Source organism: Olivibacter sp. SDN3 (assembly GCF_014334135.1).
In the GTDB taxonomy this organism is placed as follows: domain Bacteria; phylum Bacteroidota; class Bacteroidia; order Sphingobacteriales; family Sphingobacteriaceae; genus Olivibacter.
Map to the genome: position 1 here is coordinate 2,246,174 of NZ_CP060497.1, position 25,423 is coordinate 2,271,596.

At 42.1% G+C, this 25,423-nt stretch carries 20 protein-coding genes; 12 read left to right on the top strand and 8 right to left on the bottom strand.

Annotated elements, in window-relative coordinates; all coding sequences use genetic code 11:
* Positions 1 to 16: 16 nt before the first annotated feature.
* The 8 genes from rfbC to H8S90_RS09205 all read left to right on the top strand — a co-directional run bounded on the left by rfbC (position 17) and on the right by H8S90_RS09205 (position 8,073).
* Positions 17 to 553 carry a dTDP-4-dehydrorhamnose 3,5-epimerase gene (gene rfbC, locus H8S90_RS09170; RefSeq protein WP_187342252.1) on the top strand — a complete coding sequence of 179 codons (537 nt, stop codon included), beginning with the start codon at positions 17 to 19 and terminating at the stop codon, positions 551 to 553.
* A gap of 22 nt (positions 554 to 575) precedes the next feature.
* A complete protein-coding gene (locus H8S90_RS09175) occupies positions 576 to 1,892 on the top strand; it encodes an NAD(P)H-dependent oxidoreductase (protein WP_187342253.1) in 1,317 nt (438 codons plus the stop codon).
* A gap of 41 nt (positions 1,893 to 1,933) precedes the next feature.
* The gene (locus H8S90_RS09180) at positions 1,934 to 3,235 is read left to right on the top strand and encodes a WcaI family glycosyltransferase (RefSeq protein WP_187342254.1); all 1,302 of its coding nucleotides are present in this window, start codon (positions 1,934 to 1,936) and stop codon (positions 3,233 to 3,235) included.
* A gap of 523 nt (positions 3,236 to 3,758) precedes the next feature.
* A complete protein-coding gene (locus H8S90_RS09185) occupies positions 3,759 to 4,949 on the top strand; it encodes an HlyD family secretion protein (RefSeq protein ID WP_187342255.1) in 1,191 nt (396 codons plus the stop codon).
* Positions 4,950 to 4,959: 10 nt separating this feature from the next.
* The gene (locus tag H8S90_RS09190) at positions 4,960 to 7,146 is read left to right on the top strand and encodes a peptidase domain-containing ABC transporter (RefSeq protein ID WP_187342256.1); all 2,187 of its coding nucleotides are present in this window, start codon (positions 4,960 to 4,962) and stop codon (positions 7,144 to 7,146) included.
* Between the two features lie 52 nt (positions 7,147 to 7,198).
* Complete coding sequence (locus H8S90_RS09195; protein ID WP_187342257.1) at positions 7,199 to 7,522, top strand: DUF2013 domain-containing protein; 324 nt, start codon at positions 7,199 to 7,201, stop codon at positions 7,520 to 7,522.
* Between the two features lie 99 nt (positions 7,523 to 7,621).
* Entirely contained in the window at positions 7,622 to 7,825 is a 204-nt protein-coding gene (locus H8S90_RS09200) for a class IIb bacteriocin, lactobin A/cerein 7B family (protein WP_187342258.1), read from the top strand.
* 38 nt (positions 7,826 to 7,863) lie between these two features.
* Complete coding sequence (locus H8S90_RS09205; RefSeq protein WP_187342259.1) at positions 7,864 to 8,073, top strand: hypothetical protein; 210 nt, start codon at positions 7,864 to 7,866, stop codon at positions 8,071 to 8,073.
* A gap of 228 nt (positions 8,074 to 8,301) precedes the next feature.
* Here H8S90_RS09205 and H8S90_RS09210 read toward each other — a convergent pair whose 3' ends face one another.
* The gene (locus H8S90_RS09210) at positions 8,302 to 9,156 is read right to left on the bottom strand and encodes an ATP-grasp fold amidoligase family protein (protein ID WP_187342260.1); all 855 of its coding nucleotides are present in this window, start codon (positions 9,154 to 9,156) and stop codon (positions 8,302 to 8,304) included.
* A 309-nt stretch (positions 9,157 to 9,465) separates the two neighbouring features.
* On the opposite strand from H8S90_RS09210, the gene H8S90_RS09215 reads away from it, so the two are divergent.
* The 3 genes from H8S90_RS09215 to H8S90_RS09225 all read left to right on the top strand — a co-directional run bounded on the left by H8S90_RS09215 (position 9,466) and on the right by H8S90_RS09225 (position 15,683).
* A complete protein-coding gene (locus H8S90_RS09215) occupies positions 9,466 to 10,998 on the top strand; it encodes a DUF4394 domain-containing protein (protein WP_222852266.1) in 1,533 nt (510 codons plus the stop codon).
* A 274-nt stretch (positions 10,999 to 11,272) separates the two neighbouring features.
* Positions 11,273 to 14,305, top strand: a complete 3,033-nt coding sequence (locus H8S90_RS09220) for a TonB-dependent receptor (protein WP_187342261.1) — start codon at positions 11,273 to 11,275, stop codon at positions 14,303 to 14,305.
* A gap of 10 nt (positions 14,306 to 14,315) precedes the next feature.
* Positions 14,316 to 15,683 carry a RagB/SusD family nutrient uptake outer membrane protein gene (locus H8S90_RS09225; protein WP_187342262.1) on the top strand — a complete coding sequence of 456 codons (1,368 nt, stop codon included), beginning with the start codon at positions 14,316 to 14,318 and terminating at the stop codon, positions 15,681 to 15,683.
* 179 nt (positions 15,684 to 15,862) lie between these two features.
* On the opposite strand, the gene H8S90_RS09230 is transcribed toward H8S90_RS09225, so the two are convergent.
* From H8S90_RS09230 to H8S90_RS09245, 4 genes are all read right to left on the bottom strand, one after another.
* Positions 15,863 to 16,744, bottom strand: a complete 882-nt coding sequence (locus tag H8S90_RS09230) for a universal stress protein (protein ID WP_187342263.1) — start codon at positions 16,742 to 16,744, stop codon at positions 15,863 to 15,865.
* An 18-nt stretch (positions 16,745 to 16,762) separates the two neighbouring features.
* Complete coding sequence (locus H8S90_RS09235) at positions 16,763 to 18,343, bottom strand: BCCT family transporter (RefSeq protein WP_187342264.1); 1,581 nt, start codon at positions 18,341 to 18,343, stop codon at positions 16,763 to 16,765.
* Between the two features lie 170 nt (positions 18,344 to 18,513).
* Positions 18,514 to 19,677, bottom strand: a complete 1,164-nt coding sequence (locus tag H8S90_RS09240) for a glycoside hydrolase family 172 protein (RefSeq protein ID WP_187342265.1) — start codon at positions 19,675 to 19,677, stop codon at positions 18,514 to 18,516.
* Between the two features lie 42 nt (positions 19,678 to 19,719).
* Positions 19,720 to 20,616 (bottom strand): phytanoyl-CoA dioxygenase family protein, encoded by an 897-nt coding sequence (locus tag H8S90_RS09245; protein WP_187342266.1) that lies wholly within the window; start codon positions 20,614 to 20,616, stop codon positions 19,720 to 19,722.
* Between the two features lie 240 nt (positions 20,617 to 20,856).
* On the opposite strand from H8S90_RS09245, the gene H8S90_RS09250 reads away from it, so the two are divergent.
* A complete protein-coding gene (locus tag H8S90_RS09250) occupies positions 20,857 to 21,714 on the top strand; it encodes an AraC family transcriptional regulator (RefSeq protein WP_187342267.1) in 858 nt (285 codons plus the stop codon).
* 4 nt (positions 21,715 to 21,718) lie between these two features.
* On the opposite strand, the gene H8S90_RS09255 is transcribed toward H8S90_RS09250, so the two are convergent.
* The 3 genes from H8S90_RS09255 to H8S90_RS09265 are packed head-to-tail and all read right to left on the bottom strand — an operon-like array spanning position 21,719 to position 25,404.
* On the bottom strand, positions 21,719 to 22,957 hold the full coding sequence (locus H8S90_RS09255; protein WP_187342268.1) for a serine hydrolase: 1,239 nt from the start codon (positions 22,955 to 22,957) through the stop codon (positions 21,719 to 21,721).
* A gap of 6 nt (positions 22,958 to 22,963) precedes the next feature.
* Complete coding sequence (locus H8S90_RS09260; protein ID WP_187342269.1) at positions 22,964 to 24,151, bottom strand: DUF4185 domain-containing protein; 1,188 nt, start codon at positions 24,149 to 24,151, stop codon at positions 22,964 to 22,966.
* Positions 24,152 to 24,159: 8 nt separating this feature from the next.
* Positions 24,160 to 25,404: a DUF4185 domain-containing protein gene (locus H8S90_RS09265; protein ID WP_187342270.1), complete on the bottom strand. Its 1,245-nt coding sequence runs from the start codon at positions 25,402 to 25,404 to the stop codon at positions 24,160 to 24,162.
* Between the last annotated feature and the right edge of the window lie 19 nt (positions 25,405 to 25,423).

The following is a 25,423-nucleotide window of genomic DNA, read 5'->3' on the forward strand; positions in this document are numbered from 1 at the left end:
TTTAATACTAAAACAAATGATCTTTACAGAAACAAAATTGAAAGGCGCTTATATTATAGATATAAAGCCCATGGAAGATGAACGTGGTTTTTTTAGCCGCGGATATTGCCAGCAGGAATTTAAGGAACACCAGTTGAGCATTCAGGTTGCACAAACTAACTTTAGCTTCAATAAGAAAAAAGGTACGCTACGTGGAATGCACCTGCAATCCGCTCCTTTTGAGGAAACAAAATTAGTGCGCTGTACTAGTGGTGCTATTTACGATGTTATCGTAGATATGCGCGAAGGCTCCACAACCTATAAACAGTGGATTAGTGTAGAACTTACAGGTCATAGTTACCGAATGCTCTATGTTCCGGAAGGTTTCGCGCATGGTTTTATCACCTTGAAGGATGACACAGACGTTACTTATCAGGTCAGCCAGTTTTATACACCTGGTTTTGAAAAAGGCTATCGTTGGGACGATCCCGCTTTCTCGATCGAATGGCCAGTACAACCGAGCGTAATTTCTTTAAAAGATCAGGAGCACCCTCTTCTGATGATGGAAGTATAATTTAATTTATTATAACATAAATATGATCATCATAGATACTGCTTTGGCCAAGCGCCAAAGAGAAGGAAACCCTATTAAAGTTGCCATGGTAGGAGCAGGCTTCATGGCCCAAGGAATTGCGCTGCAAATCTGTAACTATGTGCAAGGAATGGAGCTGGTGGCAATAGCCAACAGAAATGTTGAAAAAGCAAAGAAAATATATCAAACAGCTGGCCAATCTTCGATAGAAATAGTAGATAATGTCGTTGAATTGGAACAAAGAATCAAACAAGGTCAAGTAAGTGTTTCAACCAATCCTTTTTTACTTTGTGAAGCTGATGGTATAGATGCCATTATCGAAGTGACTGGCGCTGTTGAACATAGCGCGCAAGTAGCAATGGCTGCCATTAGTCACCGGAAACACCTGATATTGATGAATGCTGAGTTGGACGGCACCATTGGGCCAATATTGAAGGTCTATGCTGATGAGGCGGGTGTGGTGTATACTAATGCGGATGGCGATCAGCCGGGGGTTACCATGAATCTTTACCGATTTGTAAAAGGTTTAGGGGTGAAGCCCGTCCTTTGCGGGAATATTAAAGGACTGCATGATCCTTACCGAAACCCCACTACTCAACAGGCTTTTGCCGAAAAATGGGGACAAAACCCATCAATGGTAACCTCTTTTGCTGATGGAACCAAGATTTCTTTCGAACAGGCAATCATTGCCAATGGCACCGGTATGCGTGTGGCTAAACGAGGGATGCACGGACCGACAGTACCCAGCGGCACACCGTTAAAGGAGATAACGGATAGGTATCCGCTACAAGACTTATTAAAAGGTCCAGGCATAGTTGATTATGTTGTGGGGGCGGAGCCTGGTCCTGGAGTCTTCGTGCTGGGAACACACGAACATCCTTTACAGCAACATTACCTTAATCTATATAAATTAGGAGAAGGACCTCTTTATCTTTTTCACACACCTTATCACCTTTGTCATTTTGAAGTGCCGCAAACGGTCGCACGTGCTGTATTATTTAATGACGCAGCTTTGGCTCCTATAGATAAACCCTATGTGGAAGTTGTTGCGGCGGCCAAGGTAGATTTAAAAGCTGGCGATGTCCTGGACGGCATAGGTCATTATATGACCTATGGTTTGTGTGAAAACGCGGAAGTACGTCTTAAGGAAAATCTCCTACCTATAGGTTTGGCAGAAAATTGTATTGTTAAACACGATGTGCCTAAAGATCAGGTTCTTACTTACGAAGATGTTATTGTGCCAGAGGGGAGGCTAGTCGATAAACTATATCTGCAACAACAGGCGTATTTTAGAAGAGATCTTCGGCTTAATACCGTTTAGCAAGAAAAAACCTAATCAACAAAACCCTAAAAATCAACCTTATGTTAATTCGCGAACTTAATGATACCAAAAAACGTGTACTGGTTTTAGGTATCAATTTTAAACCTGAACTTACCGGTATCGGTAAATATACCGGAGAAATGACCGAATGGCTGGTCGAAAATGGATACAGTTGTACGGTGGTAACATCATTTCCCTATTACCCCAATTGGAAAATTCAAAAACCATATAGAGGGCTGCTTTTCAAAAAGGAAGTAAAATATGATGGTCGTCTACAAATATATAGATGTCCGTTGTATGTGCCGGGGTTACCCTCTGGCCTGAAACGTATTTTACAGGAACTCACCTTCTTTCTTACTTCTTTGGTAATGTTATGTTATCTCTTATTTAAGAAAGGCCATCAACAAATCTTTTGTATGGCTCCACCTTTTCATTTGGGGTTCTTGGCTATATTCTACCGTTTTTTCAAGGGTGGTGAAATTGTTTACCACATTCAGGATCTTCAGATAGAGGCTTCGAGAGATTTGCAGGTTATACGCTGGAAAGGATTGTTTAGCTTGCTATTCGCCTTGGAGAAAACGATCTTAAAGCAGGTGAACTTTGTGAGTACCATCTCCGATGGCATGTGCAAGAAGATAGCCGATAAGGTAAATAAGAAAGTGCTTTTTTTTCCGAATTGGGTGGATACAGATGTTTTTTTTCCTCTGGCAAGTAAGTTGGGATTGAAAGAACGATGGGGATTTAAACCATCCGATATATTGGTGTTATATTCAGGGAGCATAGGTGAGAAACAAGGCTTGGATAGTTTAATTAATATTGCAAAACAATTAAAGGGGGAAGAACAGATAAAATTTATTATATCTGGAAATGGTCCTTATAAGGAAAAATTGTCGCAGTTAGCTTTAGATGCAGGGTTGAATAATGTACATTTCTTATCGTTGCAACCGGTGCATCTTTTCAATGAATTCTTAAATATGGCTGATGTACATTTAATTTTACAGAAAAAGAATGTGTGCGACTTGGTAATGCCTTCAAAGTTATTGGCAATACTTTCTTCCGGAGGTTTGCCTTTAGTTACTGCAGAAGAAGGAACATCGCTTCATACGGTGATTAAAAAGCATGAAATGGGATTAGTAGTGGCTTGCGAGGAAGAAGAATCGCTGAAAAAGGCTATACTGGATAGCTGTTCATCTGACTATTCAAAATTGGTTACTAACGGTAGGCGGTTTGCTGAGGAATTTCTTAATCGAAATTATGTTATCCAAAATCTAATGTCACAGTTGGAAGGGCCGAAGATTGTAGATCTACCAAAATTAGAATACGCGGATTTGAAGAATGCGTGACTGTAGCGTAAATCTATTAATTAGTTGCCGTATTTTTTTGAAAGCCAGCATGATGAATGCTGGCTTTTTTGTTTAGTGAACATTTTCAACGAAGCCCCATAATGTTACGAAATTATTAATCCAAAACAAGCCGGCAAATTATTCGTTATAAAAAGAGCAATAATTTCTGTTTATTGTATGTCGTTATTTATCAGTGTTTAACGATATAATAAAGCAAGTAGAAAGACGTTGTAAAGTTTAAGGGGGGGGATGACTACTATGAAAAACATAATGATTGGCCAATGCTTGGCTAGCATGTTAAATTAATTTTAAGGATCTAAAATTATTTACAGATGAAAACACAAGCAAAAAGCAAGCACAAAGGGAAACTTTCAATCAATTTTCTTCATTTCGTGATAAAGGCTTTCCATTGCTGACCCAGAAGCAATAAACGTTAAATAATCGGTTAATTAAGTAGGTAAAATGTCTTGCAGATGCAATTATTATGCGTCTAGGGATTACTATGCATTAAACTTTTGAAGACATGAGTGAAAAAATGATTTTTCCGGCCGAGATTGCTGAGTTTACGGTGGAACATCACTTCTATCAACATAACGCAAGAAGTAAAATTATTTATTTGATCGTGCTGTTTTTTTTTGTTGCAGCTGTTGTTTCTCTTTTTTTTATTCGTGTAAACATCAGTGTAAATGGAAATGGTATCCTCACCTCAGTAAATGAACGCAATATGGTCAAAGCTCCGGCCTCTGGTAGAATAAATAAGGTGTACGTTCGGTTGAACCAACCGATAAAAGCGGGTGAAATATTGTTTAGTATCCAGTCGGATATTTTGGAAGAGCAAGCGGGATACTTGTCAAAACGAAGAGAAGAGATCCACCAGCGGATAAAAGACTTGGAGAAATTGACATTGTTGAAGCCCGTTGTACCTGAAGGCAATGACATGATCTTACAGTCGCCATTATACAGCCAGCAACTCAATTTGTATAAACAACAATACCAGGAAGCGCAGCTCCAGCTGAAGAATACCGAGACAACGTATCAACGGAATAAAATCCTGCACGGTAAAAAGGTAATATCTGATGCGGAATTCGATAAAGTGCAATTTGAGTACGATAAGGCACTAAGTAGCAAAAAACTGATTTATGAACAGCAAATGAGCCAATGGCATGCCGATCTCAATGATCTGCATGCGGAGCTGATGGAGCTGTCGTCACAGAAAGAGCGTTTTGATCATGAGCAAGACCAATATACGGTAAAGGCTCCAATCAATGGGTCAATACAACAGTTTAATGGGATACTGCCGGGCAATTTTGTGAATATAGGCGAAACAGTAGCTGAAATATCTCCTGATTCTGGTTTGATCGCTAACGTGCATGTACGTCCAAAGGACATTGGTTTGTTACAACAGGATATGCCTGTAAATCTTCAGATAGATGCCTTTAACTATCATGAATGGGGAATGGTAAAGGGTGAGGTGATGGATATATCCAAAGATGTGTATCTGGATGAGCATCAAGGTCCACTGTTTCAGGTAAAATGTAAGTTGAACAGCAATACGTTATCCTTGCCTAATGGCTATGAGGGTGAGTTAAAAAAAGGTATGAGTATTCAGGCGCGTTTTCAAGTGACCAAGCGTACCCTCTTTCAGCTACTCTATGATAAGGTAGACAATTGGCTAAATCCTGCGCAGAGACAAGCAACTGATTTGCAAACATAAGACGAATACGATGGCTAAGATAAAGATAAAACAACACGATATTACCGACTGTGGTGCTGCATGCCTCGTATCCGTTGCGGCCCATCATAAACTGAAAGTACCGATAGCTCGTATCAGGCAATATGCCAACACCGATAAAAAGGGCACGAGTGTAAAAGGAGTGATTGATGCCGCTAATAAAATTGGCTTTACAGCAAAAGGTGTAAAAGGGCCTTTGGAGAGTCTCTTTAAAATTCCTTTACCAGCTATAGCACACGTGGTTTATAAGGATGGTTTACATCATTATGTGGTTATTTATAAAGTAACCCCAGCATATATCCAGGTGATGGATCCAGCTGATGGGTTGGTGCATAGGCTGTCGCATGATGAATTTGAAGCACAATGGAGTAATATTCTGATATTATTGGCCCCTAGTGAGCACTTTAATGAAGGAAATGAAACGATATCTGTAGCCCGTAGGTTTGCCTTCTTATTGAAGCCACATCGCTCAACGCTACTTCAAGTGCTATTTGGTTCAGTAGTTTATACCATTCTCGGTCTTTCTACCGCCATTTTTGTGCAAAAAGTGGTGGATCAGGTATTGCCCAATAGTAATTTTAACCTGCTGAATCTTATGGGCGTGGTTATGGTGGTATTGCTATTGCTACAATTTTTTATCAATCATGCGAAAACATTGTTTACGCTGAAAAGCGGTCAGCAGATTGATGCACGCCTTATCTTAGGATACTATAAGCATTTACTCAAACTCCCACAGCAATTCTTTGATACCATGCGAGTGGGAGAGATTATCTCCCGCATCAATGATGCAGTGAAAATACGGGCTTTTATTAATGACGTACTGGTGAATTTTGCCGTTAACATTTTCATCGTGGTTTTTTCCTTCATCCTGATGTTCACTTATTACTGGAAATTAGCGTTGATCATGCTATTGCTTATCCCTATCTACGGACTGATCTATTATATTTCTGATCGCTTGAACAAAAAAACACAGCGGGCAATGATGGAGCGTTCTGCCGATCTAGAGAGCCAGCTGGTCGAGTCGGTCAATGCAGTCGGAACAGTCAAACGTTTTGGACTGGAAGGATTTGCCAACATGAAAACCGAAAACCGCTTTATTAAGCTGCTGCAAACCGTCTACCGCTCATCTGTTAATAATTTATGGATAACCAACTCAGGTAGCTTCTTTTCCAGCTTGTTTACCATCATTTTGCTCTGGTCAGGGGCCGCCTTCGTACTACATGGGCGGATTACTCCGGGGGAGTTACTTTCGTTTTACGCAATAATAGGATACTTTACCGGCCCTGTCAGTTCACTTATTGAGATGAACAGAAGTATTCAGGATGCGGTTATTGCAGCCGATAGGCTTTTCGAAATTATGGACCTTGAGCGGGAGGAGACAGCTGAAAAGGCCGTGTTAAGAGCAGCGGATATGGGAGAAATTGTTTTTAAGGATGTGACCTTTTGCTATGGGTCAAGGCCTCCCGTGTTTACATCGCTTAATTTACAGTTGCCAAAGGGTGCGGTGACGGCGGTGGTGGGTGAAAGTGGTTCCGGGAAAACAACACTCCTTTCGCTTTTGCAACGTATCTACCCGATACAGGCAGGAGGTATATATATAGGTAAGCTGGATATTAAATATGTACAGACTGAAAGTCTCCGCAGGCTGGTTGCAGTTGTGCCACAGCAGATCGACTTGTTTGCAGGAAGTGTTATAGAAAATATTGCTGTAGGAGAGTTGTCGCCCGATATGAATAGGATGGTCACGATCTGTTCTGAATTGGGTGTGCTGCCCTTCATAGAACAATTACCTAATGGTTTTAACACCTACCTTGGTGAGAATGGGGCGGCACTTTCTGGTGGGCAACGGCAGCGCTTGGCTATTGCCAGGGCATTGTACCGAGAACCGGAAATCCTGATTCTAGATGAAGCAACCTCGTCGCTCGACTCTTCTTCAGAAGAATATATCCAACGGGCAGTAGCGAATTTACGCGACCGAGGTAAAACGGTTATTCTTATCGCACATCGTTTGAGTACGGTGATAAACGCTGATAAGATTGTAGTGTTGCAACAAGGGCAAGTGATGGAAGAAGGCAATCACGGCTCACTGATGCAGCGTAAAGGAGTTTACTATAAAATGTGGCAACCTCAGATACCGGAGCAAGTTGTATCTGGTCTCAACCACGTTGCTAGTTTATAATGCCGTACTACAGAATAATATAGGAGTTTTTATAATTAAAATTTAAGGAAAGATGAAGCTATTTATGTATATCGATCGGATCAACCACTTACACCAGCTGATTAAAAGAAAAAGTACAGGCACTCCGGAGATGTTGGCCAAAAAGTTAAATCTTTCGGTCTCCCGAGTACATCAGATTATTGAAGAACTTAAGATTATGCAAGTACCCATTGCTTACTCACGAACCATGAAAAGTTACTATTATACCAACGCCTACGAGGTGTTGATCGATGTGCAACTGAAGCCTTTGAATGATCATGAATACCAACAAGTAGGAGGTTTTCGAAACCAAATAACTAGTTTTAGGCACTTTTTTAAAAATTTTCTTTCCCTGTAATTTTATTAGATCGAAAGAATCTACCTTAGTATTGTTAAATGTTAACAGCTAAACTCAAAGCTAAATTTGAGATTGTTCAATGCATTAAATTTTAATTTTATGGAAGCACTAAAAATGGAAAATTACGGAGTTCAAGAGTTAAGTTTAACAGAGATGGAAGAAAACAACGGTGGATTATTCCCCCTTGTTATTGCTGGAGTAACAATTTCTGCTAAGGCGGCAGGATGGACCGCTGCCGGAGCTGGAGCAGCAGGTATATTCGGAGCCGGGGCCTACGTGGGCTATAAGGAAGCTGGAAAGTAAATAACCGTATGGTATAACTTTTAAAAAATGATAATATCATGAAAAACAAAGCGTTAAATAATATAGATACCCTAGGGCTAACAGAATTAACTGAAGTGGAACATCACGAGGTGCATGGTGGAATTGGTTTTCTAGCAGCAGCGGGAGCCGGCTTTTTAGCAATAGGCGCTGCCGCAGCTGCAGGAACAGCTATTTACGGAGCTGGCAAGGCCGCCGGAGAATTTGCTTACCATGTGATTAACGATTAAGAAGGCTATGGAAAAATACGCATATTTGTTAGAAAATAAATTCGTTCAAATAGCATTATTTCTCCTTGCTGTTTATTTTATCTATCAGCTGGGGAAGAATTTTGGTGAGTTCTTATATTATGTAACCCACTAATATTTCTTTACCTTTTTTAATAATAAATCCTCCCTTAATGCTTACTGGGCATATCAAACATGGGGGGATTTTTAATGAAGCATTAGCTCGCTCATTTAAATTTTTCCAGGGCAATACTGGTCCCAATAACTAATTAGCAATTTTTTTCCGTATGCGCTAAACCCTTGACCCATACCGGGAGTAGGGGTGAATTCTCCAAAAACGGCCCCTTTACACGTCGCATAGAAATCTATTCTTACAAAGATTTCATAAGCCTTACTTAGCTTTTGTGCTTGCTGTACCATCTCGTCAAAACATGCTGGTTTGACCTGGCCATCACGCATAGGGTAAGTGGTATGAAGTGGTTTCATCTTGTTCCATTGGGTGTCATAAAAACATCCAAAACCAGCTTTCGGACTTAATCGATTGATTACATGACAAGTGGCAATATGGCCGTTAAAGCACATAAATTTATAGTCATCCAAGATGCGGAAAGTGCCATCCGTTGATTGCAGGAACTCTTCTACTAAAAATTCAATAGCTGGGTTTGTCTGCCTAACCGATTGGCAATATGTTATGATTTCTTTGGGTGTATACGTTTTTCCATCGAATAAATTTAGACCATCTTTCATGATGAATACATTGTTGGAATTATGGCCAACGCTTGGACGAATGACATAATTTTCAGGTAGGGCCGAGAAATCCAGATAGTTCATATCTTTCCCTTTCCAGTAAAGGTCTGGCACTTGGCAGCCATTTAATATGGCAAATTCGCGGGCGTTATATTTATTGCTCAATTTACGCTGCCAATAGGTCGTGTTTTTCCAGTTGGTCATTGCGTCAGACGCAGTCATAGGCATATTCCTTACAGTTTCACTACAGGGATCACTCCAAAATGCGTGGTGTCGGTTTCGGATTCTTCGAGGCAGTTCCCCCTGGCTGTCTAGAAAATCACGGATACGTTTTATCATCACCAGTTAATATAGATTTAGTATAATGTTTTGTTAAAATTACGTAAAAAGTTACGGCATGGTTTGCCGAAAAATAGCACAAATCACTTCTCATTTTTTCTTCATATTCTTCACACATTCCTTCATTTTTTTCGCATGGTATGCTAGAGCTAATCTTATGCTAATATTGTTTTAATCTTTAACGTTTGTTTTGTTACCAAATAAAGAAATCCAAACTGGTAGCAATCTCGTTTATTAAGAGATAGAGCAAGCCTATACAATTTGTAAGCCTATTTTAATTAATTGAACATCTACTAGAAAACATGTTTTATGAGAAGAACTAAAATTTTACTTACCCTGGTGGTTACAGTAACCGCCTTTTGTATATTATCCTGTAATCGAAACAGAGATGATGAATGGCGGATGGATGCGCCAAACTTGGAGTACTTTGTGCTCACAGGCGATAATGAACTGATGCTCTATAACGCACAGGCAGCAAATGTTCAGGGGAATCGATTGAGTATAACCGGCTTATCCAGTGGAGAGCACTTGTTGTCTATCGATTTTCGACCAGCTACTGGTCAGCTTTATGCGGTGAGCAGTGCAAGCAGGTTATATGTTGTTAATTTGGCTACTGGTGTGGCTACCGCAGTTGGTGCTGAACCTTTTAGCCCGGCTATTGAAGGCGATATCGTATCCATTGATTTTAATCCTACAGTTGATCGTATACGATTGGTTACGAACAGCGGGCAAAACCTGCGATTAGATCCGGAGACAGGTGTGGTGGCAGCGACTGATGGAAATATTAATGGTGCGTCTGGAGCACAGATAGCCGGGGTGGCTTACCAGGATAATTTTGCAGGAGCCACTTCGACCGTGTTATACGATATTGATGTAACGTCCAACAAATTATTTAAACAAGACCCGCCAAATGATGGAACTTTGGTAGAAGTAGGTGATTTAGGTGTGGACATCACAGCTGTACATGGTTTTGATATCTCTGTATATGAAAATATAGCCTTGGCCACATTGGAAATCAATGGGCAACAACTGTTATGTACCATTAATCTGAGTAGCGGAGCTGCACAGATTGTCTCAGATCCTATTAGTGGCGGTTTTAGAAGCATGGCACTCCCTACACGTCTAGTAGGCTATGCGGTGGATGATGAGAATGTCCTGCATATTGTAAATCCGGAAAACATGGATGTGATTTCAAAGGAACTCACTGGAATGGTGTCTGGAGATGAAATTGTTGGCTTAGATTTTCGCCCACTTAATGGTCAATTATATGCCTTGGGAAGCGCTAGTCGTATTTATACAGTGAATACGAGTTCAGGCGAACTAAGCCCTGTAGGGACCGCGGCCTTTAGCACGCTGTTGGAAGGGGATGATTTTGGCTTTGACTTCAATCCAACTGTCGACCGTATTCGTATCATAAGCAATACCGGTCAGAATTTACGGGTACATCCCGAAACAGGGGCTTTAGTAGAAGTAGATGGACGACTGAATCCTGATGAACCTGCTGCGACAGCTACCGCCTATACCAACAATTATCCAGAGGCATTGGGCAGTGGAGATGCCACTACAGAGATGTTTGTGATCGATGCGGCAACTAGCACGCTCTTTAAACAAGACCCGCCGAACGATGGTGTGTTAACCGCGGTCGGACCTTTAGGCATTGATGTGGAGGCGGGCAGCGGTTTTGATATTAGCGCTGCAAGCAACAGCGGGTATGCTATTCTGACGGCTGGTGGCCAAACCGGATTATACGGAATTGATCTTGGCTCTGGGGCCGCTAATATGATAGGTAACTTCCCTAAACCGGTAAAAGGATTTACAGTTGGAACGGGAATCGGCTTTTAAATAAATGTATTCAGCCTAAAGGGATGTAAATAAAAAACGGGAGCTTGCGCAATTATTGCGCAGGCTCCCGTTTTTTATTTGTCTTTAAAGTTGTTGTTTTTGTGTGTTTTTGGTGTTTTTGTTACATGATTTTTAATAAAAAGGCTGTTTTAATCGTTGTTTTATAAAGTTTTATGTGTTTTTTTTGATTTTTGTATTGCAAATATCAATTTGATGTATAAATTTGATTTAAAAAAACTCTTTTTCAATCAAAAACAACCAAATCGACGAACATATGAAGCAAAAATTACTAATTAAAATCTGTTGTTTCCTGTTTTTTTGTGTGTCAAATGCTTTTGCGCAGCAAAAAACCGTTACAGGTACAGTTTACGGCACAGAGGGGAGCCCTTTGCCGGGCGTAAGCGTTGTAGTCATGGGTACCGTACAAGGTACGATGACCGATGCGGATGGACATTATTCAATCGAAGTTGCGGAAGGCAATTCCCTGGTGTTCTCCTACATAGGTATGGTAAGTGCACAGCGGGAAGTAGGACCGGGAATCACGTCTATCGACATACAATTGGAAGCTGCGTCTTCTAATTTGGATGAGGTAATCGTGGTAGGTTATGGTACGCAAAGTAAAAGGAGGTTGACGGATAACATTGCCAAACTTTCCGCTTCCGATATCGCTGAAATTCCTTCTCCTGCTTTTCAGAACACACTGGCAGGGAAGGCAGCAGGTGTGCAGGTTACGCAAACTAACGGGAAAGTGGAAGGCGGTATTAATATCCGTATACGCGGTGTGGCAAGTGTAGGCGCCGGTTCTCAACCTTTGTATGTGCTGGATGGCATGCCTCTGATTAATAGCGATGAGTCAAACAATTCAGCTCCACAAAACCCTTTACTGACCTTAAGCCCCAATGAAATAGAATCCATTGATATTTTGAAAGATGCTTCGGCAGCAGCCATATACGGGTCCCGTGGTGCAAATGGTGTCGTTTTGATTACCACCAAGCGTGGGAAATCGGGTACAAGCAATATTTCCGCAAATGTTTCGCATGGTTTCAGTAGCCCTACAAACAAAAGAGAGTGGTTAAATGCCGCAGAATATGTGGAGTTAATCGGCGAATCCTTACGGAATAGGTACGGTGAAGAGGATGGAACCGAGCGTTTGGAATCTTTTTTAGACTATTACTCAGCTGGAACCGATTGGCGAAATGGGGAGGTGGATACCGATTGGCAGAGTGAGGCGCTGCGAAATGGGTATGTAACAGATGGTGATTTAGCGTTTTCCGGTGGTAACGAAAAGACCAGCTATTTCTTTTCCGGTGCTTACAACAATACCAAAGGTATCATACGTGGCAATGATCTGGATCGGATCACTTCCCGTGCTAACGTGTCGCATAAATTCAGCGACAAATTTACAGCTGGAGCCAATCTTAGTTTTTCAAGGACAACCATTGACCGTATCGCGAACGATAATGCTTTCGTTACCCCCATGCAAGCCGTAGCCCTGTCTCCAATATCGCCTGCTTATTTGCCGGATGGAGAACCAAATGGCAATACCGTATACGCAAACTTTTTACTGCACGATAAATATGCTTTTTATCGTACGAATATCCGACGGGTAACCGGTAAGGCTTTTGGTGAATATCGGTTTTTGCCTGAGCTTAAGTTCAATACAGATTTTGGATACGATTTATATTATCAGACGGAAGATAATTACACAGGGCGCTTGGCGCCGTTCCAATCCACCAATGGAGAGGGCTATGCTTCCAGCGTAGGTACAGAATCTTATATCACCAGTAATTATTTTACGTTTAGCAAAAACTTTAACAGCGTGCATGACCTCGAAGTGGTTGCTGGTATGGAGTATAACGATACCCGCAGACGCTTTCAAAGTGTAACAGGAATTCAATTTCCTTCGGATGACTTCCAAACAATTGATGGGGCCGCTGAAATTACCGCGGGCAGTGGATCGAATACGGGCTACAGTTTCTTGTCTTACTTTGCCCGTGGAACGTATGCCTTCAATGATAAATATTTATTGAAGGCCAGTGTGCGGCGGGATGGGTCTTCCCGTTTTGGTCGCAATTACCGTTATGGAACGTTCTCCGCCGTGTCTGCAGGGTGGATCCTGTCGGAAGAGAACTTCCTGAAAGATTCGCAAACCCTGTCTTTTCTGAAACTAAGAGCGAGCTGGGGCCAATCCGGGAATGCGGAGATTGATGATTTTGCCTCACGGGCATTATTTAATGCGGTTACTTACAATCAACGTCCAGGGATAGCACCTATACAGGCAGCCAATCCATTTTTAACTTGGGAAAGTGTCGATCAATATGATGTGGGAGTAGAATATGGGTTTTTGGATAACCGTATTTCGGGAGAGATCGATTATTATGTTAAGCAGTCGGACGGACTATTATTTGATGTACCGCTACCGGGCACATCGGGTATCCGTACCCTTACCCAAAATATTGGTTTAATGGAAAATAAAGGATGGGAATTTGTTGTTAACACGGAGAATGTAGCAAAAGATGATTTCAAATGGAATACCAGTTTTAATATTTCCAATAATCGAAACCGTATAAAGGAACTACCTAATGGAGTAGATGTCATAACTGGCCAAAATATCCTTCGGGAAAATGAAGTACTCAACGCATTCTACTTGGTAGAATATGCCGGTGTGGACCCGGCCAATGGAGATGCTTTATATTACCTGAATTCCGATAATGGAGATGGCACGATCAATAGGGAAACGACCAATAGCTTCAATGCGGCTAACCGTATCGTTGCTGGCTCACCGATTCCGAACTGGATAGGTGGTTTAACCAATACCATGCAGTACAAAGCGTTCGATTTCAGCTTCACCTTTCAGGGAGAATGGGGAGCAAGTATTTATAATTCGGGAGGTGTTTATCAATCGGCTAATGGTGATTATTACGACAATCAGTCGCGCGATCAGTTGCGCAGATGGCAGAACCCCGGTGATATAACCGATGTTCCACAGGCACGCTTTGGCTTAGGAAACGGCGCTGTGAATTCAACAAGATACCTGCAAAAAGCGAATTTTATCCGCTTGAGGAATCTGAATTTGGGTTATACCATTCCTCGTAGTGCCACCGAAAGAATAGGGGTGAAAACCTTGCGAGTGTATTTCACGGCATTCAACCTGCTTACCTTTACTAATTATGATGGTTATGACCCTGAAGCAAGAAGTGATGCTGATGGAACGAATCCTGCAGGAACTTCAGTTGCCAGAGGATTGGATTTTTACTCGGCCCCTGCAGCCAAAACATATTCATTTGGTGTTAATATAGGTTTTTAGAAGAAAGAAAATGAAAAGATTTAGCTATAAATATAAGATGGTAGCATTAGGCCTTATACTATGCGGTCTAATGGCCTGTAATAAACGACTGGACATCGAACCGGAACAGTCTATTCCCACAGAAGTCGCTTTGTCAACGTCCCAAAACATTGAAAATCTTCTTACGGGTGCTTATAATAGAGCAGGGAGAATAGATATGTATGGAGGACGCTTACAACTGCTGTCGGATCTCTATGGATTTACGGATCAAGCAGCTTGGTACGGCACCTTTCAACAACCCAGACAGGTTTTTAACAAAAGTGTCTTGGTCGATAATTCATTCGTCAGTGCTTATTGGCTGGACGCCTACACCTTAGTTAATATGACAAATTTGATTATTGATCACCTGGAAATTGTTGATGAGGATATTCGAGCAGATGTTTCGGGAGGGGCTAAGTTTTTGCGAGGGCTGACTTATTTCGATCTGGTAAGAATGTTCGGTGCTCCTTATGAAGAAGGTCAAGCAAATAGTCAGCTTGGTGTACCAATTGCCTTAAGTGGCATTGTTGATTATACCGGAAACTTGGAAGTGGCACGCAATACCGTTCAGGAAGTATATGCACAGGTGATCACAGATTTGAACGATGCGTTTGAGGAATTACCAGAGTCGAATGGCGCTTTAGCAAATAGATACACGGCTAAAGCACTACTAGCCCGTGTCTACTTACAGCAGGGAAACTATGCGGAAGCAAGAGATGCTGCCGACGAAGTGATCCTTAACAGTGGCCATTCACTCACTAATACCTATGCAGCAGCTTTCAATAATGATGCGAATTCCAGCGAAGATCTATTCGCGATTCAGGTAACCAGTCAGGATGATGCAGTGACCCGAGAGAACCAGCTTATCGTGCATTATGCTGATCAGGCAAACGGAGGTCGCGGGGGCGATGTGGCGGTAGAGGGCTACGTGGATCTGTTTGACTCTGATACCGACGTGCGTGGTGACTTCTTCTATGTGAGTAGAGACTATGGTGATTTACTGACGTCTAAGTATACCAACCAGTTTGGCAACATTCCCGTCATTCGTCTTGCCGAAATGTATTTGATAAGAGCCGAAGCAAATTTACGCTTGGGTACAAGCATTGGTGCTTCGCCGGCAGCGGATATCAATACTATCCGTAGTCGTGCAAATGCCAGTTCAAAATCATCGGTGACTTTGGATGACATTCTGTTGGAACGGGAGCTTGAACTTGCTTTTGAAGGTTTCTTGATTCACGATTTGAAAAGAACAGGTCGTGCCATAGGAGAATTCTCTTATGATAATAACGCATTAGTATATCCAATTCCACAAAGAGAGATGGATGCCAACTCCTTATTGGTACAAAACCCAGGTTACTGATACCCAAGAGAGCCTCTAGATTTACCTAAAATGAGCTGTCCAGAAGTGGCTGTTGTAGAACTAGCCACTCTTGGACAGCTTCTTTTTTATACTGCAAATTTAAATTTTGGTATTTGAACTTTTTGAAGGCTCAACAATTAAACGGCTGTTTTTATCCCCGATCGCTAAGTAATAGAAACTTAATTTGGTAGGACTTGCTTCACCAATAAAATACTTAAGTGCGTTGATCGCTGTATCAATTCATTGGCCACACTGCCCATAAAAAGTCCGGTCAGTGAGCTAGCACCCTTTACACCTAGGATGAGTGTTGCCGCTCCAGATCGCTCCGCATATTGTATGATTGTAGAAGCAATGTTTTTCTCTTGAGCATCAACAACGGTTAAGGGGGGCAGATCCGGATGCGCCTTTGCCCATTTTTTTTGTTTTGCCTGGGTCTCTTCTTTCAATATCTTCTTGATTTCCTTTTCACTGGGTCCAGGGAAAAATTGCCAGGATATTTTTGCTATATGAATAGGCTCAAAAGTAAGTTGCTCTTGTTGGTTGTGATGCAGGAGCTGTTGCCCAATGCGGCCTACAATTTGGCTATACTTGGAAAAATCAATAGCTCCAATAATTTTTTTTGGAGAATGATCAAAGGTTTCCGGAACCAACAGCGTAGCGCAAGGAAGCATTCTGATTAACTTTTGAGGAAGCCCCCCGCTACCTTCATGTTCCTGCTTATTACCGAGTAATACGAGGTGGGGACTTATCCTTTTACTAATGTCCAAAAAGGCAGTTTCACTAAAAGATGAAGTGGTAACAGTTATTTGGTAAGGCTCCTCTATAAGGTAGCCTTTGCTGATGAGTGCACTTAATTTTTTGCTCACACTAGCCTTTATTTTTTCCAACATCTCGGGCGATCGTAGTTCTTCAGGGAGCTCACTCACTTTTACATTATGTAAGAAGGTGATGTGGGCAATAGGATATAACTTACGTGCAACCGAAAGATAGTCGATAAGTGCAGCGTCCATTTCTGAGAGGTCAAGCCCCATAAGAAGACGTATGCTTTTTGCTGGTTCCATGACTATATTAATAAATGATCATTCTTTTTCATCCAATAAATCCTGTATGATGTCGCGATAACTCCTTTCCTGATGTACCTGTAATTTTTTTTGCTTACGTCGGTATGCTTCCTCTAAACCTTGATAAAGACTGTAACACATGATCAATAGGATAATAGCAAAAGGCAGGCCGGCAATAATAACCGCAGTCTGTAGGGCTTCCAATCCGCCACCCCATAAAAGCACAATAGCGATGATACCCTGTAAAAATGCCCAAAATATGCGCTGAATTACTGGGGTTTGTGGAGCATTGCCTGAAGTAATGTTGTCTACTACCAGCGCGCCCGAATCGGAGGAAGTGATAAAAAAGAATGCTACTAGCAGAATGGCCAGCACGGAGAGTAAGCCTGTCCACGGTATTTTTTGTAAGAAAACGAACAAGGCTGTAGACAGATTGTCTTTCACTGCAGTGACCAAGCTGCTATCCCCGTCAAGGATGAAATGTAGTGCTGTACCACCAAAAATAGTCATCCACAAGAGCGTAATCAGTGCTGGAGCAAGAAGAACACCTAACACAAATTCTCTTACGGTTCGTCCTTTGGATATGCGTGCAATAAAGCTACCCACAAATGGTGACCAAGCGATCCACCAGGCCCAATAAAATACAGTCCATTTGTTTTGCCATCCGCTATCGCTATAAGCATCGTTCCACGTACTTATTTCAATTAAATCGGCCAGGTAAGCTCCCGTGTGCTGAAAATAACTCTTCAGCAGAAAAACAGAAGGACCCAGGCAAAAAACCAAAAGCATCAATACCAATGCCATGATCATATTCCCCTGACTTAGCAGCTTAATACCCTTGTCGAGACCAGATACCACTGATAATGTCGCTATGGAAATGACAACAAGAATGAGCCAGGCCTGTAGACTAATGGATATATCCCAACCGAATAGAAAGTTGAGTCCGGCATTCATCTGCTGCACACCTAAGCCCAGAGAAGTAGACAAGCCAAAGATGGTAGCTATAACAGAAAAAATATCGATAATGTGCCCCCACCATCCATGAATCCGTTCACCCAGAAAGGGGTAGAATAACGAGCGGAAGGTAAGTGGAAGTTTGCTGTTAAAAGAGAAAAAGGCCAATGCCAATCCTACCAGTGAATAAATGCCCCAAGCATGTAGCCCCCAATGTAAACTAGTAAATTCCATAGACTGCATGGCCCTGACCGCGGGGTCTGCTGTCGGTCTGGGTGGTTCCGAAAAGTGAGATACAGGCTCCGCTACACTAAAGAACATAATGCCTATGCCCATACCAGCACTGAACAGCATGGCAAACCAGGCTAAAGTGCTGAACTCAGGTTCGGCATGATCTCCTCCTAAGCGAATGTTCCCATATTTGCTAAAAGCTAGGTATAGGCAGTAAATCAATATGAAGTTAACCGCTAAGATAAAAAACCATCCTAAATTATCGGTAATGGCCAACTGGGCACTGGCGAACCATTCATCTATCGATTCCTGAAAGAATAAGCAGAAACCTATGCTCGCAATTATGAATGATAACGATGTGTAGAAGACAGGTCTGTTTACTACCAATCTGAAGGACGTAATATTTTTTAGCATAGTGAGTGATTTGCTTCGATGGTACAAAATATACGAAAATCATTATTGGAGCAACAAAACAAATGATAATTTGTTGAAACAGCTCGTGTTTAAATGAGAAGCGGCCTCGTTATGCTCATGATATGTTGTTAATAAAAAGATATGACGGTTAAAATATTTTTCATAAAGCATTAATTTATTTCAAGTTCATCTTTTGTCGGTAATGTCGAAAATGGATGATGAGGTTCTGTTTGATACCAAAACGCAACAGAACTGATGTCTGATTGCTGCGTGCGATACATCAGATCGTTTTTGAGACCAAGATCCTGAATAGTTACTTTGAGGTCTTTATCGAAACGAATGGGATCCATAATGTGCCAGCGATACATGCCGAAACGCTGCTGGGATTGATATACACCATCAGGTTTAATAACTTGATGTAAGCCGGCATAGGCTGTGGAGAAGGGAACATACTGACCTTCCACTTCAAAACAATAAGAGCCCCCGAAATAGTCTTCTGTACCTGTTCCGCTGATGGTAGGGAAGGCGCTGTCGCCATCGAGATAAAACTTGACTTCTCCTTCACCCCACCAGCCTTTGTTATTGGTGCCCCAAGCAATGTACGTGCCTACATAATGGCCTTTACCTTTGATATCTGTTACAATGGTATGCAATGCTTTCTCGGTTGGGTTTGACCGCTGGAACTGGGCATGGAAATAGGCGGCGTCAGTCGGAACTTCCGTTAGGGTATAGTCGATTTGGTAAAACAAAACCATCTGCTCAGTAGCTATGTTTTCTACAGTTACCCTGCACTTTTTCCGAAAAGGCATCGGCCAGTAGCAGTTGAACGCACTTCCAGGGTTAACGGTTACCGGTATAGAATTTAGGTGTGCGTATTGACTCCAACCCATGCCGAAGAAATCACCTAGCGGACACTCTACCGACGGAGCTTCTTCTCCATCCCAATATATCCGAAGGATGGAAAAACGCCAATTACCCGTAGCTGTCATCCAGATATGTTGAATAGCTCCCGGGCCTTCCATATCAGCGATAGTGAACGTCTCACCGGACTCGATTTTGATATACGGATTAAGTTTCCACCCCTGTCCTAAATGTTTAGCGGAAGGGGCATTATTGGCTCGGTTTCTATGCACGCTGTCGGCTAAAGTGGCTTTGGCTCCATCACCCTTACCTCCTGTGAAGTTCTCAGGGGTAATGGACCTTGTTTTTGCGTCTGATAAACGGTAAATGTTACCCATGTTTAATTGGAGGCCATCGAATGGATAAGACTGCCGTGCCCAACTAAATGAATAGGCTATGAGGTATAAAAACATGACAGAAAATAAAGCTTTCATAAATATAGATCTACATCGTACTCATCAAATAATTACTATATGCTATTGGCTTAACGCGGATTCTGGGTTTAACAATGGAAAGAATTGGCCTTGCATTTTTTCTCCTTTGTGGATTATGGGGACGCCTTGTAATACCTCTTCATTGCTGTTGGATAGGGTGCCATCGGCAAAAACATTTAGTACAAGGGCCCGGCGTGAACGGTCGGAAGTGTTGGCGTACGATCCATGCACGAGAAGTGGGTGATGAAAGGTTCCATATCCTTGCTTCATGACTATTGGGATAGGCTGAAAAGCCTGCTTTTGCTGATCATCGAGGTAGTCGAAAAGACCTTCCATATCTCCTGCTAGCTCTGGCTTGTCTAAGAGACCCCATTTATGGCTTCCGGGAACATAGTAGAGACAACCGTTTTCGGTACTGGCGTCGTCTAAACCCATCCAGCAGGTGAGGTGTTGCATGGGTACGGTACGCGTCCAGTAGGAATAATCCTGATGCCAAGCTACGACACCGCCGTGCTGTGCCGGTTTACAAAAAAGCTGATCATGCCAAAACCGTATCCTTTGCCCGTTCAATAACTGTTTTGCTGCCACGACAAAAGCAGGGTTCCACAGTACGTCGTGGAAACCGGGACTTATACGCCAAGCGCCAAGGGCGTGGAAAAGTATAGCATTGGGGTCTGTCGACTCATTGGAGTTGAATTCATAAAATAGCTGGTTGCCGGGATGCGAAGGGTCGGTTATTGCTGCAAGCTCGTTATTCAGTGCCGCTACCTGTTGATCATTCAGCAGCTTGATATTGCTGAGATAGCCATATTCATGAAAGAAATCAACTTGCTCCTGGGTCAAACGGTACTGCTCCCAATCTTTTGGGCTTTGGGGCCATTGGAATAAATCGGTTATTTGTTCGTGATAGTGGGAAAGATCTTTTGCTGTTGTCTTCATCTTTTACTTTCAGTTTTAATCCAGGTTCCGCGTTAGGAGTTCAAACGAATGCGGATTTTGGTGTTAATAGATCGTCAAATTTAAATGCCTGTAAGGCTTTTGTATTTGCTGATCTTAACAAAAGAGTAACCTATTTTGCATTAAATTGTAGGTGTTTGTTTCAAAAAATATAAAATTAAGGTATATTTACGCAAGGCAATTTGCCCTAACCAATTCCAAATACCTAACATAGTTTCTTCGATGAAAGCGTTATATGAGGCAATATCACCGTTGGAATCAAATTCCTTTAATGTGTTTTTACAGCAAAAAAAAGAGTTTGATTACCCTTGGCATTATCATCCTGAATTTGAAATAACCTATATTTTGTCGAGTAGAGGAGTAAGATATGTAGGAAATAATTTTGATGATTTCTATGAAAACGATCTGGTAATGGTGGGGTCTAATTTGCCACATTGCTGGAAGAATACAGGAAAACAACCTAACCATGCCAGTGCCATTGTTATTCAATGGAGGGCTGATTTCCTAGGAGAGGACTGGTTTCAGGCAAAAGAGTTTGAGGCTATTGGGAAGTTAATAGCGCTTTCGGAGAAAGGAATAAGGTTCAGAGAAGAGATCGCCCTTCAATTAAGACCATTAATGCTTGAAATGATCGATCTTCCCCCCTTTAAGCGCTTAATAACATTGCTGGAAATTATGCACCGATTAGCAGAAACAGCTTCTTATACTGTTTTATGTGAAGAAGGTTTTAAACATATACTCAACTATCGCGAAAATGAACGGGTAAATACCATCCTTCAATTTGTGAAAAATAACTATGCAACGAAGATTACGCTTTTGGAAGTAGCGGCTCAGGTATGCATGACAGAAGAGGCCTTTTCGCGCTTTTTTAGTAAGATCATGAAGAAACCTTTCTTTTCTTTTCTTAATGAATATAGAATAAATGTAGCCTGTAAGCTGTTGATAGATACCGACCTACAGGTTGCTCAAATTTGTTATACCTCCGGTTATGAAAGCCTTCCTTTTTTTTATAGGCAGTTTAAGAAATTTAAAGGGTGTGCACCGCAAGTTTATCGTATACAGTATCGCAAAATCTGCTAAGCATTTATTCATCGTCTTTTAGAAATGAACCATAAGCCATAGCCTTGAACACCGACTGTATTTCTTCCCAAGAACTGTTGGGGTGTTTTTGCGTATAAATCAGGCCAATCATTTCATTGTTGGGATCTACCCAATAATGCGTTCCAAAATAACCGCCACCGGCATATGTGCCTTCGTTCCACGGGCCTACCACACTTCCTTTTTTGGTAATTACACTAAAGCCGAAACCTATACGGTCTGGACCACCGAGGAAAACGTCGGGAGCCTGATCGGAAGTCATCAAACGGACGCTATTCGGACTAAGGAGGCGAAATTCTTTCTGTCTCCCTCCTTGAAGCAAGGCTTGTAAAAAGACGGCATAATCTGCAATAGTACTACACAGGCCCGCTCCGCCCGAATAATAGGTTCCCGTTGTTACCAATGGATAATGCTGATAGTTGTTTTTTTGGAGCATGGTTTCTGCTTGTTCATTTTCGGTGTATAACGTCACTAATCGCTCGTGTTTTTGCTTGGGTAAGTAAAAATGCGTGTCCTGCATCCCCAAAGGTTCAAATATCCGTTCACGGAAAAAATCGTCCAAAGACTTACCGGAGATGCATTCGATGAGGTAGCCTAAAACATCAATACTTAAACCGTAAGTAAAGGCTTCTCCTGGTTCGTGCAGGAGTGGAAACTGAGCCAATGCTTTCATTTTATCGCCGAGTACAATGCGGCGTTTTTCAAAACCCGCCGGGATGTCTGCCTTGGCATAAATCGCTTTAGCTTCTTCACTTCCGATACCTGCATACCCGATACCGGAAGTATGTGTGAGCAGATGTCTAATGGTAATTTCCTTTTTTGCGGGAACGGTAGTGTAACTGGTGTCTGGGGCATGATAGGATTTAAGTACCTCCATATGTTTAAATGCTGGAATATATTTAGCGATAGGGTCATCTAACAGTAGTTTACCTTCTTCATACAGCATCATGATGCCCGTGCAGGTAATCGCCTTGGTTTGGGATGCAATGCGAAAAATATGATCGTGCTGTAAAGGAGTCTGTCGTTCTCTATCGCTGAAACCGATGCTGGCCTGATAAATAATTTTGCCTCTTTTCAGCACTAGTGCGTTTATCCCAGCAACTTGGTTGCTATCTACGTATTTTTGCAGGGCTTGCGTAATACGATGTGCTAACACTTCCTGCGCAAAAGAAGCTGGAGCAGCTACGAAATAAATACAGACGATAATTAAAATTCTTAGGTACATATTGGTTTAATATTTAACCCGTATAAAACGTGGTCTACAATGATTAGGATGTTGGTATAATTTATTTTCAAAATCAAAGGCGTTGACATTGTAGCTGATCAGTAGCTCTCCCGGTGTTGAAAGATGTGGATGTGCTTTGGCATTATACGTGTAAAAGTCAATGTCTTCATAAATTTCGGGTGTTTCATAAACTTTCTTGAAAGGAAAGAATGGTCCAATAGGTGTTTTGGCAACCTGTATGGCAATTGAAGGCGAGTTGGTGTCTACCTGAAAAGCGGCGATAACACGACCATCTTCCATAAAACTTACACTCATCTCATTCGATATTCGGTCGGTGATCGCAGCGGATTCGTCAATTGATGAGTTCCACGACTGACCATCCCAGTAGGTCCAGGCTTGGAAGTCTTCAAAAAGCTCTTCCTCTACTCTTGCTACCAGCAGCTCTTTATTCGTTCCACGGATGCCATAAACATAAATATATCCATCGGGTTGAGGTGCTCCTGCACCTGTTGTGTTAGCCAAAACGTTGATGCCGAAAACTGATTTACCTTTTTTGCCGATGTGAAACAGCGGAGTATCCATTTGCCGCTGCTCGTTGAAGGGAGGTTGACTACCTTTGGGTATAGCGATGAGATTGACACCAACATCTTCGAAGGGGAATGCACCTTCAGGAAGATTTCTGATGCGGTAGGCGAAGATGTAAATGGTGCTGTCTAAGCGATGGTTGAAGAAACCATCGCCCAGCCAGTAATACTCATTTACCTGGGCTTCCGGAGTATGAGGTTCGAATACCGATCGGGCTTTTCCGTCGTCATCTTTTGCCCAGAAGAAATCCATTTTTTCTTTGTCAGGATCGCCACCGGTCAGATAAGCAATAGAGTTGTGTACCATCTCCCATCCTTGCTGTAAGGAATCGTCTTCAATGTCTCCGATAATCGTATCGCTAAACCAGAAGAGCGTTTTTGTTTGCTGGGCTTCACCTGGTCTTTCTACGCCGTTCAGGGGTACGCAGTAGATACCATCTGCGCCGATCCAACCTTTTTTGTTGAGGAGCAGATTACTCCACTCAGGCGACGATTCGGCTATTACTTGTGTTTTTGCTGCCTCTTGCTCGGTTGTCTGTTGGCATCCCGTACAAAAAACTATTAGATATAAAGTGCTGTACAGGTATGCTTGGAATAACGTCTGTTTCATTGTCGAGTTTATTTGAACTTTACTTTAATAAATCGTGGGCGGTACAGATCTGGATGTGTTTTAATGTCGTTCCAGAAATCGAGGGAATTGACATTATAACTAATGAGTAGCTCGTTTTTCTTCGAAAGGTTATAATGTGTTTTGGCATTATATACGATGAAGTTTTTATTGATTTCGCTCTCTTTGCAGTCCCACAGCTCTTTGATAGGTCCAAATGGTCCTACGGGACTGAGGCCAATGCGTAACCCTACTTTTGACCCCATACCATCCGTCTGAAAAACGAGTGCATAGCGGCCGTCGGGAAGCGGCGTCAAGCTAAGCTCATTGGATGCTCTATCTGTAATATGGGCCACTTGATTCATATCGGTATTCCATTCCTGCCCATCCCAAAAGCGCCACGCATCAAAGTTTTCAAAATCTTTAGGTTTTACACGGGCTGCCATCACGTTCTTTTCCTTTCCACGTACGCCATATACGTATACATAACCATCGGGCTGTGGCGCTCCTGCTTTTTCCGTGTTTACAAAAATACCCGCTCCAAACGATCCGTAGTCACTTTTTTCTTCTCCTACCTGTAGAAAAAACGGTGTATCCATTTGACGTTGATCCGTAAATGGAGGTGTACTGCCGTTGGGAATGGCGATCAGTGTATTACCAACCTCTTCAAATCCGAATACGGCTGCACCGGTGTTTCGGATGCGATATCCAAAAATGTAGGTGGTATTGTCAAGCTCATGGTTGACGAAGCCGTCGCCCAGCCAATAGTACTCGCCCTTTTTCGTATTGGGGGTACTAGGTACAAAAATTGCATTTGGTTTTCCCTCTTGGTCTTTCGCCCAGTGGAATTGTATGTTTTCTTCTTTGGGTTCTGTCCCTTTTAAAGTGGCTACCGAGTTGTTGATCATTACATAACCCGGTTGTAGCTGACCATCTTTAATTTCTCCCAGCATGGTGTCGCTGAAGAGTAGAAGAGTTTCGGTATCCTTAGCAGATCCTGTGGTATCTACGCCATTCATGGGGATGGCAAAAATACCATCTGCACCGAACCATCCGTTGTTCCGTTTGAATAGATTGGTCCACTCCTGCGCCTCTTCCACGGTAAATTGAAGATTAACGGTATCTGTTAATAAGGCCTCCTCATCTGCTGAGTTAGGGTTTTGTTGTTGCTGGCAACTTATGGTCAGGAATACCAAAGAAAGGAAGAATAAAAAGCTTTTTGTTCGATTTTTAGTGTGTATGGGTTGCTGGTTCATAATGTATTCTTTTAAGGTC

Bases quoted from the DNA above. Each gene is read 5' to 3' on its own strand.
- H8S90_RS09200 (WP_187342258.1), top strand. From the start codon at position 7,622: ATGGAAGCACTAAAAATGGAAAATTACGGAGTTCAAGAGTTAAGTTTA.
- H8S90_RS09230 (WP_187342263.1), bottom strand. From the start codon at position 16,744: ATGGAACCAGCAAAAAGCATACGTCTTCTTATGGGGCTTGACCTCTCA.
- H8S90_RS09220 (WP_187342261.1), top strand. From the start codon at position 11,273: ATGAAGCAAAAATTACTAATTAAAATCTGTTGTTTCCTGTTTTTTTGT.
- H8S90_RS09245 (WP_187342266.1), bottom strand. From the start codon at position 20,616: ATGAAGACAACAGCAAAAGATCTTTCCCACTATCACGAACAAATAACC.
- H8S90_RS09215 (WP_222852266.1), top strand. From the start codon at position 9,466: ATGAGAAGAACTAAAATTTTACTTACCCTGGTGGTTACAGTAACCGCC.
- H8S90_RS09225 (WP_187342262.1), top strand. From the start codon at position 14,316: ATGAAAAGATTTAGCTATAAATATAAGATGGTAGCATTAGGCCTTATA.
- H8S90_RS09240 (WP_187342265.1), bottom strand. From the start codon at position 19,677: ATGAAAGCTTTATTTTCTGTCATGTTTTTATACCTCATAGCCTATTCA.
- H8S90_RS09235 (WP_187342264.1), bottom strand. From the start codon at position 18,343: ATGCTAAAAAATATTACGTCCTTCAGATTGGTAGTAAACAGACCTGTC.
- H8S90_RS09195 (WP_187342257.1), top strand. From the start codon at position 7,199: ATGAAGCTATTTATGTATATCGATCGGATCAACCACTTACACCAGCTG.
- H8S90_RS09260 (WP_187342269.1), bottom strand. From the start codon at position 24,151: ATGAAACAGACGTTATTCCAAGCATACCTGTACAGCACTTTATATCTA.
- H8S90_RS09205 (WP_187342259.1), top strand. From the start codon at position 7,864: ATGAAAAACAAAGCGTTAAATAATATAGATACCCTAGGGCTAACAGAA.
- H8S90_RS09265 (WP_187342270.1), bottom strand. From the start codon at position 25,404: ATGAACCAGCAACCCATACACACTAAAAATCGAACAAAAAGCTTTTTA.
- H8S90_RS09255 (WP_187342268.1), bottom strand. From the start codon at position 22,957: ATGTACCTAAGAATTTTAATTATCGTCTGTATTTATTTCGTAGCTGCT.
- H8S90_RS09175 (WP_187342253.1), top strand. From the start codon at position 576: ATGATCATCATAGATACTGCTTTGGCCAAGCGCCAAAGAGAAGGAAAC.
- H8S90_RS09180 (WP_187342254.1), top strand. From the start codon at position 1,934: ATGTTAATTCGCGAACTTAATGATACCAAAAAACGTGTACTGGTTTTA.
- H8S90_RS09250 (WP_187342267.1), top strand. From the start codon at position 20,857: ATGAAAGCGTTATATGAGGCAATATCACCGTTGGAATCAAATTCCTTT.
- H8S90_RS09190 (WP_187342256.1), top strand. From the start codon at position 4,960: ATGGCTAAGATAAAGATAAAACAACACGATATTACCGACTGTGGTGCT.
- rfbC (WP_187342252.1), top strand. From the start codon at position 17: ATGATCTTTACAGAAACAAAATTGAAAGGCGCTTATATTATAGATATA.
- H8S90_RS09185 (WP_187342255.1), top strand. From the start codon at position 3,759: ATGAGTGAAAAAATGATTTTTCCGGCCGAGATTGCTGAGTTTACGGTG.
- H8S90_RS09210 (WP_187342260.1), bottom strand. From the start codon at position 9,156: ATGATAAAACGTATCCGTGATTTTCTAGACAGCCAGGGGGAACTGCCT.